Annotated in this window: 20 protein-coding genes; 12 read left to right on the top strand and 8 right to left on the bottom strand. The window is 68.1% G+C overall.

All coding sequences use genetic code 11. The features are described 5' to 3' along the window. Positions 1-111: 111 nt before the first annotated feature. Both ABY42_RS09670 and ABY42_RS09665 read right to left on the bottom strand, forming a co-directional pair. A complete protein-coding gene (locus tag ABY42_RS09670) occupies positions 112-888 on the bottom strand; it encodes an ABC transporter permease (RefSeq protein ID WP_050459319.1) in 777 nt (258 codons plus the stop codon). Further along, on the bottom strand, positions 885-1838 hold the full coding sequence (locus ABY42_RS09665) for an ABC transporter ATP-binding protein (protein WP_050459318.1): 954 nt from the start codon (positions 1836-1838) through the stop codon (positions 885-887). The genes ABY42_RS09670 and ABY42_RS09665 overlap by 4 nt, the downstream gene beginning before the upstream one ends. 346 nt (positions 1839-2184) lie before the next feature. Here ABY42_RS09665 and ABY42_RS09660 point away from each other — a divergent pair, with 346 nt between their 5' ends. The 5 genes from ABY42_RS09660 (at position 2185) to ABY42_RS09640 (ending at position 6269) form a co-directional block, all read left to right on the top strand. Continuing rightward, positions 2185-2439, top strand: a complete 255-nt coding sequence (locus ABY42_RS09660; protein ID WP_050459317.1) for a hypothetical protein — start codon at positions 2185-2187, stop codon at positions 2437-2439. Then, a complete protein-coding gene (gene aceA, locus ABY42_RS09655; protein WP_050459316.1) occupies positions 2436-3473 on the top strand; it encodes an isocitrate lyase in 1038 nt (345 codons plus the stop codon). The genes ABY42_RS09660 and aceA overlap by 4 nt, the downstream gene beginning before the upstream one ends. Beyond that, positions 3466-4767, top strand: a complete 1302-nt coding sequence (gene aceB / locus ABY42_RS09650; RefSeq protein WP_050459315.1) for a malate synthase AceB — start codon at positions 3466-3468, stop codon at positions 4765-4767. Before aceA ends, aceB begins: the two co-directional genes overlap by 8 nt. Positions 4768-4981: 214 nt before the next feature. Then, a complete protein-coding gene (locus ABY42_RS09645) occupies positions 4982-5563 on the top strand; it encodes a DUF4112 domain-containing protein (RefSeq protein WP_050459314.1) in 582 nt (193 codons plus the stop codon). A 100-nt stretch (positions 5564-5663) separates the two neighbouring features. Next, positions 5664-6269, top strand: a complete 606-nt coding sequence (locus ABY42_RS09640) for a twin-arginine translocation signal domain-containing protein (protein WP_049905166.1) — start codon at positions 5664-5666, stop codon at positions 6267-6269. Between the two features lie 148 nt (positions 6270-6417). Here ABY42_RS09640 and ABY42_RS09635 read toward each other — a convergent pair whose 3' ends face one another. Beyond that, entirely contained in the window at positions 6418-7395 is a 978-nt protein-coding gene (locus tag ABY42_RS09635) for a DMT family transporter (protein WP_050459312.1), read from the bottom strand. 193 nt (positions 7396-7588) lie between these two features. On the opposite strand from ABY42_RS09635, the gene ABY42_RS09630 reads away from it, so the two are divergent. Beyond that, positions 7589-8872, top strand: a complete 1284-nt coding sequence (locus tag ABY42_RS09630; RefSeq protein WP_004976278.1) for a tRNA pseudouridine(54/55) synthase Pus10 — start codon at positions 7589-7591, stop codon at positions 8870-8872. 78 nt (positions 8873-8950) lie between these two features. Then, entirely contained in the window at positions 8951-9598 is a 648-nt protein-coding gene (gene rnhB, locus ABY42_RS09625; RefSeq protein ID WP_050459311.1) for a ribonuclease HII, read from the top strand. Positions 9599-9665: 67 nt separating this feature from the next. Here rnhB and ABY42_RS09620 read toward each other — a convergent pair whose 3' ends face one another. The 3 genes from ABY42_RS09620 to secF form a co-directional block, all read right to left on the bottom strand. Beyond that, positions 9666-9899, bottom strand: coding sequence for a DUF7511 domain-containing protein (locus tag ABY42_RS09620; RefSeq protein WP_050459310.1), 234 nt, complete (start codon positions 9897-9899; stop codon positions 9666-9668). A 286-nt stretch (positions 9900-10185) separates the two neighbouring features. Beyond that, the gene (gene secD, locus ABY42_RS09615) at positions 10186-11763 is read right to left on the bottom strand and encodes a preprotein translocase subunit SecD (RefSeq protein WP_004976284.1); all 1578 of its coding nucleotides are present in this window, start codon (positions 11761-11763) and stop codon (positions 10186-10188) included. Further along, positions 11760-12623 carry a protein translocase subunit SecF gene (secF, locus tag ABY42_RS09610; RefSeq protein WP_042663512.1) on the bottom strand — a complete coding sequence of 288 codons (864 nt, stop codon included), beginning with the start codon at positions 12621-12623 and terminating at the stop codon, positions 11760-11762. The genes secD and secF overlap by 4 nt, the downstream gene beginning before the upstream one ends. 127 nt (positions 12624-12750) lie before the next feature. Between secF and ABY42_RS09605 the strand changes: the two genes are divergently transcribed. After that, positions 12751-13092 carry a hypothetical protein gene (locus ABY42_RS09605; RefSeq protein WP_004976286.1) on the top strand — a complete coding sequence of 114 codons (342 nt, stop codon included), beginning with the start codon at positions 12751-12753 and terminating at the stop codon, positions 13090-13092. Between the two features lie 57 nt (positions 13093-13149). Here ABY42_RS09605 and ABY42_RS09600 read toward each other — a convergent pair whose 3' ends face one another. Next, complete coding sequence (locus tag ABY42_RS09600; RefSeq protein ID WP_004976287.1) at positions 13150-13647, bottom strand: DUF5812 family protein; 498 nt, start codon at positions 13645-13647, stop codon at positions 13150-13152. Between the two features lie 114 nt (positions 13648-13761). Between ABY42_RS09600 and ABY42_RS09595 the strand changes: the two genes are divergently transcribed. From ABY42_RS09595 to ABY42_RS09580, 4 genes are all read left to right on the top strand, one after another. Beyond that, positions 13762-14361 carry a GNAT family N-acetyltransferase gene (locus tag ABY42_RS09595; RefSeq protein WP_050459309.1) on the top strand — a complete coding sequence of 200 codons (600 nt, stop codon included), beginning with the start codon at positions 13762-13764 and terminating at the stop codon, positions 14359-14361. Between the two features lie 127 nt (positions 14362-14488). Then, the gene (locus ABY42_RS09590) at positions 14489-15187 is read left to right on the top strand and encodes a CDP-alcohol phosphatidyltransferase family protein (protein WP_004976289.1); all 699 of its coding nucleotides are present in this window, start codon (positions 14489-14491) and stop codon (positions 15185-15187) included. Beyond that, positions 15184-15888: a CehA/McbA family metallohydrolase gene (locus ABY42_RS09585; RefSeq protein ID WP_004976290.1), complete on the top strand. Its 705-nt coding sequence runs from the start codon at positions 15184-15186 to the stop codon at positions 15886-15888. Before ABY42_RS09590 ends, ABY42_RS09585 begins: the two co-directional genes overlap by 4 nt. Then, positions 15885-16568 carry a TVP38/TMEM64 family protein gene (locus ABY42_RS09580; RefSeq protein ID WP_004976291.1) on the top strand — a complete coding sequence of 228 codons (684 nt, stop codon included), beginning with the start codon at positions 15885-15887 and terminating at the stop codon, positions 16566-16568. The genes ABY42_RS09585 and ABY42_RS09580 overlap by 4 nt, the downstream gene beginning before the upstream one ends. 32 nt (positions 16569-16600) lie before the next feature. Here ABY42_RS09580 and ABY42_RS09575 read toward each other — a convergent pair whose 3' ends face one another. Then, a complete protein-coding gene (locus ABY42_RS09575; RefSeq protein ID WP_050459308.1) occupies positions 16601-17134 on the bottom strand; it encodes a hypothetical protein in 534 nt (177 codons plus the stop codon). Positions 17135-17145: the final 11 nt, after the last annotated feature.

Here is a 17145-nt window from a genome sequence, read left to right as displayed (position 1 = left end):
ACTTGTCATCTCAAAAGACAGTTGTTCAGACAAGAACTCCGAGCGGCGGGTCGAAAATGCGCCGACCGCGCCCGGTCGCCCTCGGGGACGGTCGACGACGGTCGACCGACCTCAGTCGGTCAGCCCGTAGCCGCGCCGGAAGAGAACGACGTTGAGACCGACGACCCCGAGCGTGAGCGCCGTCAGCACGCCGAGAGACAGGTTCGGGTCGACCTCTGTGACGCCGAGGAAGCCGTAGCGGACGCCGTTAACCATGTATATCATCGGATTGAGGAGCGACGCCTGCTGGAAGGTCGCGGGAATCTCGTTGAGCGAGTAGAAGACGCCGCCGAAGAACACCAGCGGGCGGAGGATGAACTGGTTCATCATCGTCAGGTCGTCGAAGTCGTCGGCCCAGAGGCCGCCGACCACGCCGAGGCCCGCGAACAGCAGGGTGATGACGAGCATGAACGCGACGAGGTAGAACGGTCTGGCGACGCCGACGGACGTGAAGAACGCGCCGATGAGCGCGACGAGCGCGCCGACGAGCACCCCGCGGGTCGCGCTGGAGAGGACGTACGCGCCGACCATCGAGGTGTACGACAGCGGCGAGGTCAGCGCCTCCTCGATGTAGCGGTTCCAGCGGCCGTGGAAGATGGAAAACGAGGCGTTCTCGAAGGCGTTGGAGACGGCTCCGAGGACGATGAGGCCGGGCAGGATAAACAGGATGTACGGGACGCCCGCGATTTCGTTGATGCGCTCGCCGAGGATGACGCCGAACACGGAGAAGTACAGCACGTTCGTGATAAACGGTGGGACGAACGTGTTGCGCGGGCGGCGGACGAACCGGAGGACCTCGCGGCGGAGCAGGGCGTAAAAACCAGTCACGTCGAGGCTCGTGAGGCTCACTGCTCGACCTCCGCGGTGGCGCGGCCCTCGCCCTTTCTCGTCATCTCGACGAACACCTCTTCGAGCGACGTGCGCGAGATTTCGAGGTCGACGATTTCGTGGCCGGCGCGGTCGAGCGCCTGCACCACGTCGGGAGCGACGAGGCCGCCCTGCTGGGCCGTCACGACGAGGCGAGTCCCGTCCAGTTCGACGGCCTCGACGCGGTCGTCGTCGGCCGCGAAGTCGGGGACCGCCGTCGGCGGGTCGCGGAGTTGGACGACGATATCGTCGGTGCCGCGGTCCATCAGTTCCTCGGGGCTTGCGACCTCGATGACGGAGCCGGAGTCGAGGATGGCGACCTCGTCGCAGAGGCGTTCGGCCTCCTCGATGTAGTGGGTCGTGAGCAGGATGGTCGTCCCGCTGTCGTTGAGGTCGACGATGGTCTCCCAGAGTTCGTGGCGCAGTTGCACGTCGACGCCGGCGGTCGGCTCGTCGAGGATGAGCAGGTCGGGGTCGGTGATGAGCGCCCGCGCGAGCATGAACCGCCGTTTCATCCCGCCGGACAGCCAGTCGAACCGGGTGTCGCGCTTGTCGTAGATGCCGACGCGCTTGAGCACCTCGTCGGCGCGCTCGCGGGCCTCGTCGTGCGGAATGCCGTGGTATCCCGCCTTGTGTTCGAGCACTTCGCGGATGGGGAAGAATCGGTCCACGTTGAACTCCTGGGGCGCGAGGCCGATTCGGTCGCGGGCCTCGCGGTAGTCGTCTTCGACGTCGTAGCCGAAGACGCTCGCCTCGCCGCCGGTCTTGCGGACGAGGCCCACGAGGATGTTGATGAACGTCGTCTTCCCCGCCCCGTTCGGCCCCAACAGCCCGAAGAACGACCCCTCGGGAACGTCGAGGTCGACGCCGTCGAGGGCGCGGACGTCGCCGTAGGACTTCGTCAAGTCGCGTATCTCTATCGCGGATGCCATTCGCTGGTGCGTCGTCGGGCGTGGACGCGATTAAGCGTAGTGTCCGCGGAACGCCCCGTCACGGCGTGGCACGCCCGGTCGCCGGGGAAACCGACGACGCTCGAACCCCGCTCAAAGAGTTAGATGTGTTACCACGTGTCAAATTAGGGCCTAATATCCATCCGTACAGAACTAAGTCATTAACTAATATTATCATTATCAATCATTAACTATTAGTACCACTCGGCAGTCGAACCGGGTGAGGAGACATCCGATGGTAGTATCCGCAGCACACCACGCAACCGACCGCTCGACGACCGCGACCCGAACCGACCGCTACCGACCGCCGACCCCACCGACGTAACCGATGACAAACCGCGACAACACGACCCGAACCGACACGACGACCCGCACGCCGACCACCACTCGCTCGACGACGACTCGCCCTCGCGCCGCGCGGCGCTACCCCAACAACGAGGAGAACATGGACGCGCCGCTCGTCCCCTTCATCCGACAACCGGGCGAGGACGACGAGATGACCACTATCCGGCGCGAACTGGCCGCGCTCCGCGCCCAACTGAACCGCATCGAGCGAACGATGCAGCCCACCGACACCCAATGAACCCGACCGAACTCGACAGCGACGTCTTCGCACAGGATGTTGACAACCAGAAGGCCCGCGAACTGCGGGAGATGCTGAACACGCAGGACTTCGTGTTCGCCCCCGGCATGTACCACGCCCTCGACGCCCGCCTCGCCGAGATGACGGGCCACGACGCCGCCTACATGTCCGGCTACTCGACGGTCCTCGGGCAGTTCGGCTTCCCGGACCTGGAGATGGTCACGATGACCGAGATGGTCGAGAACGCCAAGCGCATGGTCGAGGCGACGAACCTCCCGGTCATCGCCGACTGCGACACGGGCTACGGCGGCATCCACAACGTCCGCCGCGCCGTCCGCGAGTACGAGAAGGCCGGCGTCGCCGCCGTCCACATCGAAGACCAGACGACGCCCAAGCGCTGCGGCCACATCGCGGGCAAGCAGATAGTCTCCCGCGAGAAGGCCCGCGCCCGCTTCGAGGCGGCCGTCGACGCCAAGCAGTCGGAGGACACGGTCGTCATCGCCCGCACCGACGCCTACGGCTCCTCGAACGGCGACTGGGACGAACACGTCGAGCGCGGTCGCATCTACGCCGACGCCGGCGTCGACATCGTCTGGCCCGAGATGCCGAACCCCTCGCGCGAGGACGCCGTCGCCTACGCCGAGGAGATTCACGAGACGCACCCGGACCTGAAGCTCGCGTTCAACTACTCGTCGTCGTTCGCGTGGTCCGAAGAGGAGGACCCGCTGACGTTCCAGGAGCTGGGCGACCTCGGCTACAAGTACATCTTCATCACGCTGTTCGGCCTCCACTCGGGCGCGCACGCCGTCTACGAGGACTTCAAGAAGCTCGCCGAACAGGACGAGGAAGGCCAGTTCGACCTCGAACAGCGCTACCTCGACCACCCGACCGAGAGCCACCACGAGCTATCGTTCGTCTCGCGGTATCAGGACATCGAGACGCAGTTCGACCCCGAGGCGCGCCGCCGCATCGAGGAGTCCGAAGGGTTCAGCGAGGAGCAGGCCGACCCCATCACGAGCAACGACGATGACTGAGCGCAGACACGACCGCGAGTTCGTGCGGACGTTCTTCACCTCGCCGACGGCCGTCGAGGGCGAAGACGACTCCGCGAAGATGCTCCGACGGGCGGCCGGCCTCCGCGGGATGCAGGCCCCCGACGTGTGGGTCCCCGACAACGAGGACGCCACCGCGCCGTCGATGCGCGACGAGGGGGCCGAGAACATCGTCGAAGTCATCTCCGAACACGGCTCGGAGTTCCCCGGCGAGATTCACCCCCGGATGGTCTGGCACCGCGACAGCCCCGGGACCCGATATCAGGGCTTCCAGCACATGCTCGACATCACCGACCCCGAGCGGGGCGCGGTCGAGCACATCGACGGCTTCGTCATCCCCGAGGTCGGCGGCATCGACGACTGGAAGAAGGCCGACGAGTTCTTCACCATCGTCGAGAACGAGCACGGACTCGACGAGGGGAGCCTCGCAATGTCGGTTATCATCGAGAGCGGCGAGGCCGAACTCGCCATGGGCGACCTCCGCGACGAGATGGGCAAGCCGACGAACAACCTCGAACGGCTGTTCCTCCTCGTCGACGGCGAGGTCGACTACACGAAAGACATGCGCGCCATGACGCCGACCGGCGAGCTTCCGGCGTGGCCGGAGCTTCGACACAACACCTCGCGCGGAGCGAGCGCCGCCGGCTGTATCGCCGTGGACGGCCCCTACGACGACATCCGCGACGTGGAGGGCTACCGCGAGCGCATGACCGAGAACCAGGCGAAGGGAATGCTCGGCATCTGGTCGCTCACGCCCGGCCAAGTCGTCGAGGCGAACACCTCGCCGCTCCCGCCGAAGACCGGCAGTTGGCTCCTCGACGCGGGCGGCGAGGAAGTCGAACTCGCGTCCGAAGACGGGGCCGAGGTGTACGACGGGGACCGCCTCTCGCTCGAAGCTACCGACGACGGCTACGAACTCCGGGTCGGCGGCGACACGCGGGAACTCACCGCGGACGAACTCCGCGAGGAACTGCTCGGCCTGACCTCGTACGTCCCGAGCATGGACGACATCGTCGACTCCATGGAGGAGTTCGAGGCGGCCAAGGAGGCCGGCCGCGGCGCTATCGCCATGACCCAGTCGGCGACGCTCCGAATCGGCGGCACCGAAATCGACATCGCCAAGGACCGCATGTGGGACGAGGCGACCTATCAGGCCGCGATGACGCCCATCAGCCTGTTCCAGGACGTGTACGAACACCGCCCCGACCAACACGAGGAGTTAGCGGAACGCTACGGCGCGGGCGTCGTCGAGCGCGCGATGGAGGTGGGGCTCTAAGCTCGGGACGCGACTCCACCGCAGGGGGTCCGCCGTCGACCCCGGGTTCCGGCTTAGTCACGCGACGGCGTCCGGCTTCGTAGCTCCGACGACGCGCCCGCCCGAACCGTGGGGGCGGCGCGTCGCGCTCTTTTTCCACTCGACCCGCAGTTTCCGACTCGACACGACCCCGACCGACGCTATTCTCAAGTTCCGCCCGCGCGAGTTGACACGTGTGAACGATTCGACGAACACCCCGGCGACGCCCGTGGGGACGAGCGACAGCAACGGCGACGCGGACGAGTCGCTGGAACCCGACGCAGTCGTCGACTTCGAGTCCGTGGGCGTCGCGGACGAGGAGACGCTCGCGCGACTCCGTACGGTGAGCTTCTACCTCGACGAGGCGTTCGAGATTCCGGGGACGAACTACCGCATCGGCCTCGACCCGATTCTGGGGCTCGTGCCCGGCGTCGGCGACGCGACGGCCGCCGCGCTCTCGGCGTACATCCTCGTCGAGGCCGCCATGCTCGGCGTGCCGCGGGCGACGCTCGCGCGGATGCTCGGCAACGTCGTCCTCGACGCGACCGTCGGGTCGCTCCCGGTCGTCGGCGACGTGTTCGACGCGGCGTGGAAGGCGAACGCCCGGAACGTCCGGCTGTTGGAGGCCCGATACGACGACGCCTCCCCCGCGGCCGTAGCGGCCGACCGACGCTTCCTCTTGGCCGCGGTCGCCGCCATCGCCCTCCTGCTCGTCGCGCTCGGCGCGGCGACCGCGCTCGTCGCCCTGTGGGTGCTCGGACAGGTTGGACTGTTGTAAGTTACCAGTGCTCGAAACGAAGAAATCCGCCGTGTGAGTCGTTATCCACCCCCAAACTGTAAACTACAAGACATATATACGGGCTTGCAAATCATGGCGTATGGAACGACGAACTTTCCTGAAGAGCGTCGCCGCGACGGGAGCCCTCCTCACCACCGCCGGATGCATGGGCGGTGGCTCCGGGTCGCAGCCGACCGCGGGCAACGAGACGGGTAACGAGACCGGCAACGGCACGGCGGGCGAGACGACGGCCGACGTCGAGCCGGCCGAGGTCCCGGACCCCGAACTCGCCTTCCGCACCAACAGCGGCGTCCTCCGCGTGGTTCACATGGGCGGCGAGAAGATTACCGACGAGGCGACGAGCGAGGTCTACGTCACCGTCGACGACGAGCGCACCGCGACGTGGGTCGCCGACGGCGAGGAGGGGCAGGACTACCCCGTCTCGGTGGGTAACTTCCGCGAAATCGAGTCCGCCGAGAGCGGCTCGACGGTCGAGGTCGTCTGGGTCGGCCGCGCGGGTGCCGAAGAAGTCCTCGCCACCCACGAGGTCGCCGCAGAGGAGACCACGACGACCGCGACGACCAACGAGACGACCACGAACGGGACCGCCACCAACGAGACGGTCACCGAGACGACGGCCGCCAACGAGACGGTCACGACGACGAACGAGACGACCACGTCGTCGGACAACGAGACCAGCAACTGAGAACGACGGCCGACGCCGACGCGGACACCGGCGTCGGACGCGACGAGGCTTTTTTCGACTCGAAAGCGGTTCGACGTTCGCGCTGTCGCGGAGCAACGGGACCGCGATAGCGCTACGATACTCTCGGGTGGGCGGCGGCGGAACCGGCTCAGTCGTCGGCCGGGAGGCCGTCCGGGTCGGTCGCCGGTTCGGGCGCGACGAGACCGACGCGGACGCCGAGGCGACGACCCAGCGGGCCGAGCGCGTCGCGCTTCATGAACGCGAAGCCGAGGAGGATGAGCGCGAAGCCGACGACGGTGACGGGGCCGATGCGCTCGCCGAGGAACGCCCAGCCGGTGACGGCGGCGACGACCGGCGTGACGTAGTTGACGAGGCTGATTTCGACCGCGCCGATGCGGTCGAGCAGGACGAAGTAGGCGATGAAGCCGACGGCGCTGCACAGCACGGCCAAGAACAGCAGCGCGGCGACGACGACCGGTGACCACGCCACGCTCGCGAGGCCGGGCTCGCCGAGGACGGGGCTCGTGACGTGGAGCATGCCCGCGCCGAGGAGCATCATCCACGCCTGCATCGGAACGACGGGCGGGTTCCCGGGGAGCCGCTTGACGAGCACCGAGCCGAACGCCCACGCCGCGGCCGCGAGAAGGAGCAGGACGACGCCGAGGAGTTGGCCGCCGACCGACCCTGACGCGAGGGCGATGACCACCGTCCCGGCCAACCCCAGAAACACCCCGAGGAAGCCGAACCCGTCGAGGCGCTCTTCGGGCAGCAGCGGCCACGCGAAAACCGGCGTGAGGACGGGCGCGAGGCTGATGACGATGGCCGAGACGCCGCTCGTCACGTACCGCTGGCCGGAGAACAGGAGCGAGAAGTGCGCGCCGATGAGGAGCGCCCCGCCGACGAGGACGACGAGCCACTCGTCGCGGCCGCGGGGCCGCCAGTCCTCGGCCGCGAGCAGGCCGTAGGTGAACAGCACCACGCCGGCCACGTCGTATCGGAGGGCGGCGAACAGTACGGGCGGGAGGACGTCGAGGCCGACCTCGATGGCGATAAACGAGGTCCCCCAGAGGACCGCGATGGTCGCGAACAGTGCGAGCGTCCGATTCGTTTGCGTATTGATAGACACGAGATATCGACCGTAGACCCAGGTGTTGAAGCGGCTACCACGCCGCCGTACATCAAATTTCTCGGAGCCGAGATAGCACTCCACTCGGGTCGTGTTGACAAACATCTCTGAGCGGAGATACGTCGACAAGCCGTGCCGCGGCGACGCGGCGAACAAAGTAAGCTAGTTACGCGCGCCCCGATAGAGACCGAACATGAGCATCCTTGAGGACGCGCGAGCGCTCGCCGAGAGCGGGCCGGTCTGCGACGCCTGTCTGGGCCGGGCCTTCGCCGAGCGCAGTTTCGGGCTGACGAACGCCGAGCGGGGCAAGTCGCTCCGGGTCGCCGCCGCCCTCGACGCGGACGAGCCCTACGAGGCCGTCGAGACCGAGGACTGCTGGGTCTGCGAGGGGGCCTGCGCCGAGTTCGACGCGTGGGCCGAACGCTGCGCCGAGGCCATCGAGGACGTGGAAGTCGAGACGTATCAGGTCGGCACCCGCGCGCCGCCGCTCGTCGAGGAAAACGAGCTACTGCTCCGCGAGGGGGCGGGCCTCCCCGAGGACGCCGGCGAACTGTTCAAATCCGAGTTCAACCGCGAGGTCGGAAAGCGCGTGGGCCGACTCACCGGCACCGAGGTCGACTTCACCCGACCGGACGTGCAGTTCCTCCTCGACATCGAAGCCGACACCGTCGAGGCGCAGCTCAACTCCGCGTTCGTCTACGGGCGCTACCGGAAGCTCGCGCGCGACATCCCGCAGACCGAGTGGCCCTGCCGCGAGTGCGACGGGTCGGGCTACAAGGGCAAGGAGCCCTGCGACTACTGCGGCGGCTCGGGCTACCTCTACGAGGACAGCGTCGAGGGCTTCGTCGCCCCCGTCGTGACGGACGTGATGGACGGCGTCGACGCGAAGTTCCACGGCGCGGGCCGCGAGGACGTGGACGCGCTCATGCTCGGGACGGGCCGGCCGTTCGTGGTCGAAATCATGGAACCCCGCCGCCGCACCATCGACGTCGAACAGCTCGAAGGCGACATCAACGCGATGGCCGAGGGGGAAATCGAGGTCGAGGGGCTCCGCCTCGCCACCTACGACATGGTCGAGCGCGTGAAGAAACTCGACGCGAGCAAGGAGTACCGCGCCGCCGTCGAGTTCGACGACGACGTGACCGACGAGGAACTGGGGGCCGCGCTGGACGAACTCACCGGCGCGACCATCGAGCAGTACACGCCCCACCGCGTCGACCACCGGCGCGCGAGCATCACCCGCACCCGCCACGTCTACGACGCCACCGGCGACCTCGAAGACGCGCGCCACGCGACCGTCGAAATCCACGGCGAGGGCGGCCTCTACATCAAGGAACTCGTCTCGGGCGACGAGGGCCGAACCAACCCGAGCCTCGCCGGCATCCTCGACACCGGCGCGGTCGTCACCGCGCTCGACGTGATTGCGGTCGAGGGCGAGGACGAACCGTTCGAGGACGACGACTTCTTCAAGGACTGAAACGAAGCCCCGGGGAACCCCTGCGAACGTCGCCGCAGACCGCAATCTCTAATTCTCGCCCGCGACACCCGACGAGGTATGCACATCGGCGTCGACGAAGCCGGAAAGGGACCCGTGTTGGGTCCGATGGTCGCCGCGGCGGTCCGAGGGGACCCCGACGCCCTCCCGGACGGAATCGCCGACTCGAAGCGACTCGCTCCCGAGCGCCGCGAGGAACTCGCCGCGAAACTCCGTGACCGAGGCGACGTGGAAGTCGGGGTCGCGTTCGTCGAACCCGAGACCATCGACGACCCCGAGACGGACATGAACCTGCTGACCGTCCGAGCGCAGGTCGAGGCCGCCGCCGAGGTCGCCGTCGACGCCGACGAACTCGTCTGCGACGCGGGCGACGTGAGCGAGTCCAGATTCGGCCGCCGCATCCGCGAGGGGTTGGCCGAGGCGGGCGTCGAAGTCGAGGTCCACGCCCAGCACCGCGCGGACGACGAACACGCCATCGTCGGCGCGGCGAGCATCGTGGCGAAGGTCGAACGCGACCGCCGGGTCGAAGAGATTGCCGCGTCGTACGGCGAGGTCGGAAGCGGCTACCCGAGCGACGGGACGACCCGCGAGTTCCTGCGGGAGTACGTCCGCGAACACGGGATTCTCCCGGACTGCGCGCGGAAGTCGTGGTCGACCTGCGCCGACCTCATGGCCGCACACGAACAGTCGTCGCTGGGCGATTTCTGAGTCGGCTCGGGAGCGGCGGTCGAAAAAGTGGAGGGTCGGTGGTTCGAGGGCGAGTCGCGGAGACGGCTCACCGCATCTCGGCGAGCGCGACGTACGAGCCTTCCTGCGCGGAGAGCCACGTCGTCAGCAACTCGTCTTCTGCGAGTCCTGCGGGGAAGATGGTGCACTCGTCTGGTGCGTCCTCGTACGAGGCGACGATGGCGACGAACTCCTCGTCGTCCGCGGGGGCGGAGCGTCGCGGAGCGTCCGGCCGGGTCGTCGTCGCGTCCGTGTCGTCGCGTCGAAGTGGCGTGTCTTCCATGAGTGGAGTGCGTGCACCGTGAGTACCGACGGGCGGCGGTTGGTCGGTTGCCGGTTCGGTCAGTATTTTATAGACAGTCTATATGATTCTGTCGGCGAATACGTCCCGATGAGGACGACCGAAACCGTCGCCGTCTTCCGATTCTGACATGGGGAACGATTGAGCGGTCGGAGAGGTATCAACTGCGAGAATCGCCACGGTGGTCTGCGGGCGGGGTCGTCGGCTCGCGGGGCTGGGCGCGTGACGGACGAGTGAGAGAAAGCGTCGGTCGGAGGTGGAGCCGACCTCAGCGGTCCTCGGTCAGGAGGATTCGGAGGATGTCACCGTACGCCGGGCGGGTGACGAGGACGCCGATGATGACGCCGAGGATGGTGAAGATGGCGAAGCCCTGCAGGTCGCCGAGCGAGAGCACGGCGAGCGGGCTCATGGCGATGATGGTCGTCGCGGCGGCCGCGCCGATGACCCAGAAGGCCCGACGGAACCGCGACTGGAAGACCTTCCGCGACTTCACCGTGCCCTCAGCCATCACCTCGTCGGCGATGATGATGAGGTCGTCCACACCCGTCCCGATGACGGCGATGAAGCCGGCGATGACAGAGAGGTCGAGCGGGTAGCCGATGGCCGCGGCGAACCCGAGGAGGATGTACACCTCGGAGAGGCCGGTGACGATCATCGGCAGGGCGACCTGCGGTTTGCCGTAGCGGACGAAGACGACGCCGGCGACCGCGAGGACCGCGATGATACCCGTGATGAGCGAGTTGAACTTGAAGCTCTCACCCTGGCTCGGGGAGATGTACGACGAGGTGCCGCTGTCCTCGCCCGAGAGGTCGAGCTTGGCCGGCAGCGCGCCGGCGCGGAGGTTGATGGCGATTTCCTGGGCCTCGGACGTGTTGCGCGTCTGGAGCTGGAAGCTCGGTGCGCCGGCCCACTCGCCGGCCCGCATGGTGTCGGCGAGTCCGTCGCTCATGCCGAAGGCGTTGACGACCTCCCCGTTGACGACGAGCAGGAGACAGCCCTCGGTCGTGTTCTGTCCGCCGTCTTCCATGTAGGTACACCGGGTCCCGCCGTTCTGGGCGAGGCCGGTCTCGACGACCGCCGACTGGAACTCCTGTGCGGGTTCGTCCCGGACGGAGACGGGGACGAACGCCCCGCTCCCGACCTGGGACTCCTGTGCGGTCCCGATGGAGGTGAAGTCGGCCTGCGTCAGGACGGCCTCGCGCGTCTCGTAGGTCCGCGTGCCGTTCTGTGAGACCGGGTGATAGATGTCGATTTGGACCGTCCCGCGCTCGCCGACGAGGTCGACGACGTCCGACTGGTCGCGGTTGGGGACCTCGACGAGGATGAAGTGTTCGCCCGTCGCCGTGGTCACCTGTTGGACCGTCCCGCCGGAGAGGCCGGCCTCGTTGATCTTCGACTGGAGGACGCGGACCGTCTCGGCGCGGGTCGTCTCGGTGACGCCGTCTCTGACCTCGCCGTGGGCGTAGCCCGCGGCGTCGAGCGCGGCGGCCAAGTCGTCGGTCGTGGCGTTCTCGATGGTCACTTCGACCGTGTTGGACTCCGCGCCCACACGGGCGATGACGTCCGCGGCGTCGGCGCCGTCCAACTGAGCGGCGACCTGTCGCTCGACGACGCGATCGGAATCGCCCTCGAACTCGACGTCCTCGGCCGTGACGCCGACGAGCGGCGCGCGGATGCGCGTCCCGCCGTCGAGTTGGAGGCCGAACTTGAGGTTCGTCGCGCCGCCGTCATCGGCGACGGGGCCCTGGGTCTGCCCCCCGATGGTCGGCGAGAAGAGGGCGAGCGTCGAGAGCAGGACGGCGACGACGAGGAAGATGACCCGCCAGTTGTCGCGGAGCGTGCTCATCGGGCCACCCCCTCGAACTTGTACCAGCGAAGGAGGGTCACGTTCAGCATGTAGGTGTTCATCAGGTCGGCGGTGAGGCCGAAGACGAGGACCGTTCCGATGGCGGCGAGCAGCTGAATGCCGAACAGCGTCGCCGTGATGGTCATGACGATCATCGCCGCGATGGACGTGAGCGTCATGGTGACACCGGTGCGCATGGCGCGCGCGGTGGACTCGTAGAAGTCACCGGACCGTCGGAGGACGTGGTTGTTCAGGAGGATGTCCGAGTCCACCGAGTACCCGATGAGCATCAGGAGGGCGGCGACGGTCCCCAGCGATAGCTCGATGCCGAGGAGGTTCATCAGCGCCACCGGGATGACGATGTCGGAGAACGCCGAGACGACGACCGCGATGGAGGGGACGAACGAGCGGAACATGGCGAACACGAGGATGCTCATGCCCGCGAAGGCGACCGCGAGGCCACCGAGGGCGAGCAGTTGCGTCTCGGAGCCGAAGTTAGCAGACACCGCGTCGATAGACCGGACTTCGAAGCCGGCGTCTTCGGCCTGCGTCTGGAGCTCGCTCGACGTCGCGCTCCCGGACTGGAAGGTCACGACGTACGTTCCGTCGGCCGCGACGGAACGAATCGATTCGGGCTGACTGTCGAAGGCCGCGGCGACCTCGCTTTGCGGGGCATCCGTTGCGATACGGAGTTCGGTCCCGCCGGTGAAATCGACGCCCGGGTTCACCGGCGCGCCAGTCGCGACGTACCACCCTCCGATGACCAAGAGGGCCACCGCGAGGACCGCGAGGGGGACGGCCACGAGTTGGCGATTCGTGTACCGGGTGTAGTCTACCTCCGGTACCGTAAACTCAACCATGGGTTGCGGTCCTGAGCGGTGCCGAATAAGGTTTCTTATCCGCGGACGGCCTCGGCCGTAAAACGGTCTGACGGGCGCGCGGCGAACCCGCGACAGGCCCATAATCGTTGGCCGACAATCGTGAGGTATGGCGACCGACCAGACGGCGACCCGCGTGGTCGTCTCCTTTCCCGACGAACTCAGCGCGTGGGGCCGCGACCAGCTGACCACCGACCACTTCGTGACCTACCTGCAGCGGGTCCACGAGGACGCCGCGCCGGGCGACGAGTGGGAGGAGTTCCTCGACGTGGGCTGTTGCGGCGACGCGTTGACGCTGACGCTCCGCGTGGAGGGGCTCGACCCCGCGGACGCGACCGGAATCGGCGAGGAGACGACCGTCGAGTTCGTCGAGCGCGAGGGGAGCGTCCACGGCGGGTGGTGCGTCCAGAGCGCGGACGGTCCCGTCTCCTCGACCGGAACACAGCGGTAGCGAGAGGCGAAGCGGGAGCGAAGTAGACGAGCGAGCGGAGGGCGGAAAAGACCCGACTCAGGGCATGTAGCGGACCGCGACGACGCCCGGCTGCGAGCGGACTTCGACGCGGTTCACGTCGAGTCTGGCGGCCCGCGAGAGCAGCCCCTCGCGGTCCGAGAGGACATCGTCGACGGCCTGTTCGGTCATGTCGTCGGGAACCGAGAGGACGTGAATCTCGCCGGTGCCGGCGCGTTCCTCCCGGACGAGTTCGCCGTCGGGGTTGTCCGCGGCGATGTCGCGGGAGTTCGTCGTCGGCGACTCGGTGGAGCGCTCGACGGAGACGGTCCAGCGCGAGTCGACCTCGACGAGTTGCCACGAGACGTTCATCGGCGGGTCGGGCGCGACGGTCCCGCGGACGGCTTCGTCCTCGGAGACGCCGGGGTTCGACGAGAGCGCGTGAACCTGCCCGGAGTGAACGTCCTTCAGGACGGCCGACTCCTCGTCGGCGGCGGTGACGAGAAACGTTCCCGTTCGCTCGGACTCGGATTCGGTCTCGGACTCGGTCTCGGTCATCACCCGGTGTAAGCCGCCGGGCCTTTTCCCCGTTTCGGGCGCTTTCGACCGCGTGTGCCACCTGTACCCACGGCGACGGTGGGCTTTTCTCGCGGCGCTTCGACGCGACTGACGATGCCCGCGCTCTGGCGGTTGACCCGGACCGAGACGGCCCGACGCGTCTACGACGCGCTCAAGGCCCGCGGACTCACGGCGACGCAGATGGACGAGTACGTCGCGGACGCCGACGCAGCGGACGTCGGCCGCGACCCCCCGGCGGGCGTCGAGATTCGCGCGCTCGAACCCGCGGAGGCGACGCGGTTCGAGGCCCGCTACGACGCGTTCTCCGAACTCCGAGACGACGAGACGGCGGTGTGCGCGTTCGATGGTGGGGCAGACGAGGAACCTGTGCTCGTCGGCTACCTCTTTCTCGGCGACCCCGGCCTGACGTACCGCGTCCACCCGCTGGAGGCCGACGTGACCTTCCCCGGCGGCTACGTCCGCCGGGTGTTCGTCGCGCCCGAAGCGCGGAATCGCGGCATCGCCACCGCGCTCGTCTCGCGGGCCGTCGCGGTCGCCGGCGAGCGGGGGGCCGAAACGGTGCACGCGCTCGTCGCCCGCGACAACAGACCCTCGCAGTGGACCTTCGAGAGCGTCGGCTTCCGAGTCGCCCGAACCCGGGCGTACTACCGGGTCGGGCCGTGGCGTCGCCGGCGCGTCAAACCGCGTTCATAGCGGTACAGAGTGCTCAGTTACGTCCCGAGCGCTCCGTTCGGGAACGTTGATATATAGATATTTGATTTATATATACTATAGCGGTTAAATTTATACTCAATCGGCCGAGTGTGTCGGACAGACAGGCATGACGGACGAACTCAGGTCAGCACTTCGCGGGAGGCTGGACGCGGTCGACGCGCGGGCGAGCGAGGTCGTGCGCTCATCGACGGGGGAGAACATGATTTCGCGGCTCGGGGTCGCGGACTGGTTGAGTCTGGGCGCGCTCTTCTGGGCGTGGGTCGGCGCGATACTGTTCGTGTCGGGCGAGCCGAACTGGGCCATCGTGGCCGTCCTCGTCGGCTTCGCCTTCGACAAGGCCGACGGCTACTACGCCCGCAAGACCGGGACCGCCTCGGCGTTCGGCCGACAGATAGACTCCTTCATCGACATCTTCGCGTACCTCGTGTCGGCGGCGCTCCTGTACCACGTCGCGCTCGCGCCCAACCCGGTCGTGAGCGCCGTCGTCGGGTTCGTCGTCCTCACCTTCGGCGGCCTGCGACTCATCCGCCACAACAGCGAGGGCTTCGGCGACGACTCGGGGACCTCGTACTACCGCGGGACGACCGTCGTCCACACGCACCTCGTCGTGCTGGCGAACTACTTCCTCCTCCAGTTCGTCCCGCCGTGGAACGGCTGGGTCGCGGGCGCGACCATCGTGGCGGTCTGCCCGCTCATGACCTCCGACTACAAGGCGTACAAGACCGACGCGGGGCACCTCCTCGTCGGCGCCGCCGGCGTCCTGACGGTCGTCGGCTGTCTCGCGCTCGAATTCGGCGTGATATGAGCGGTCGGACGCAGGGCTCGCGGGAGGCGCGGACGCTCGCGGTCGACCTCCACGTCCACACCGACGCCTCCTACGACTGCGAGATGTCGGTCGAGGCGGTGTTGGCCCGCGCCGCGGCGGTCGGCCTGGACGCGGTCGCCATCACCGACCACGACTCGGTCGGGTCGCTCCCGCGGGCGTTCGACATCGCCCACGAGTACGGCGTCCGGGTCGTCCCCGGCGTCGAGGTCTCGACGGCCGACGGTCACCTCCTCGCGCTCGGCGTCGACGACCCGCCGGCGAGGGGACGACCGCTCTCCGAGACGGCGCGGGCGGTCCGCGAGTCGGGCGGCCTCGCGGTCGTACCGCACCCCTTTCAGACGTTCCGCCACGGCGCGTCCCGTCGGGCGATTCGGGACGTGGACGCCGTCGAGGTGTACAACGCGCACACGCTCACCGGGTTCAGAAACGGGCAGGCGCGGCGCTACGCCCGCCGCGAGGGCCTTCCGGGGACGGGTGGAAGCGACGCGCACCGACCCGCGCTGGTCGGACAGGCGTACACGGCCGTCTCGGTCGCGGCGGACGGCGGCGTCACGACCGACGCCATCTTGGACGGGGTTCGCGCCGGGCGGACCGTCGCGCGGGGGACGCGAACGACCGCCCGCCAGTACCTGCGGAAGTACGCGCTGAACGCCCGGCTCAAGACCGCCTCGTTCCTGTGACGGGCCGGCTGTTCGACTCGCCCGCGGCGCGGAACGCGGCGCTCCTCAGAGTCGGCGTCGTCGCGGTCGCCGCCGCGGTCCTCGCGGTCGCCGTCGCCGCGTTCGCCCCACGGCTCGCCGACCCGGCGTGGATTCGCTCGGCGGTCGAATCGACCGGCCCGTTCGCGCCGCTGGCGTTCGTCGGCGTCCAGACCCTGCAGGTGATTCTCGCGCCGATTCCCGGGCAAGCCCTCGCCGCCGTCGGCGGTTACCTGTTCGGGACGGTCGCCGGGACGGCCTACAGCATGGTCGGCGTCGTCGCCGGGAGCGCAATCGTCTTCCTGCTCGCCCGGCGTTTCGGCCGACCCGCGGTCGAGCGCCTCGTCGCCGACGACGCGCTCGCGCGGTTCGACGGCGTCGCCGACCGCCGGGGCGTCGCCGGCCTGTTCGTCCTGTTTCTCCTGCCGGTGTTCCCGGACGACGCGCTCTGTGCGCTCGCCGGGCTCTCGCCGCTTCGACTGCGGACGCTCGTCGTCCTCGTCGCCGTCGGTCGCCTGCCGACGTTCGCGCTCGCGGCGGCCGCCGGGCGGAACGCGGGGGCGGCGAACTACGAGACGGTTGCGCTCCTCGTCGGCGTCGGCGTCGTGGCCTCGGCGGTCGTCTACCGCTACCGCGACGAGTTAGCGGCGCGAGTCGGGTGAGGCCGAGTCGGAAAAAAACGAGTCCGCGGCGGTTACCGAAGCAGTCGGTGAATCCCGTAGATTCCCACCGCGCACGCGACCGGCGGGACGAGCCCGTAGATTGCGGGCAGGTCGTAGAGGAGCTGGACGACGGGAACGAGTGCGGAGACGGTCACGGAACCCACCGTGAACGGCTCTGCGGGCGTCTGAAGCTCCGCCGGCACCGACGCGACGAGCCCGACGTACACCGACGCCATGAACACGAAGCCAGCGAGCGCGAGGCTCAGGTCGTACCGCGGCTCCGAGCCGGTGCGGCGGTGTCGTCGGGCGACGAACAGTACGGGAGCGACCAGCGGCGCGACAACGAACAGCCCCACGAGGACGTAGAACGACCGCGAGAGGGTGAGCGAGCCGCCGGGGACGCCGGCGGTCGCGCCGATGAGAACCACGAGTCCGAAGGCGACGAACAGCGAGACGACACCCGTCGCGAGGGCACCGACGAGCACGTAGCACTTGAACAGCCACGACTCGCTGTGCCGGAAGGCGTACGGGAACGCGCCGATGACGCCGCCGTAGTCGTCTGCCATCGGTCGCCCTT

Source organism: Haloferax gibbonsii (assembly GCF_001190965.1).
Classification (GTDB): domain Archaea; phylum Halobacteriota; class Halobacteria; order Halobacteriales; family Haloferacaceae; genus Haloferax; species Haloferax gibbonsii.
The sequence above is the reverse complement of the archived record's forward strand: the minus strand, read 5'-3'. Positions and strand labels throughout refer to the sequence as shown.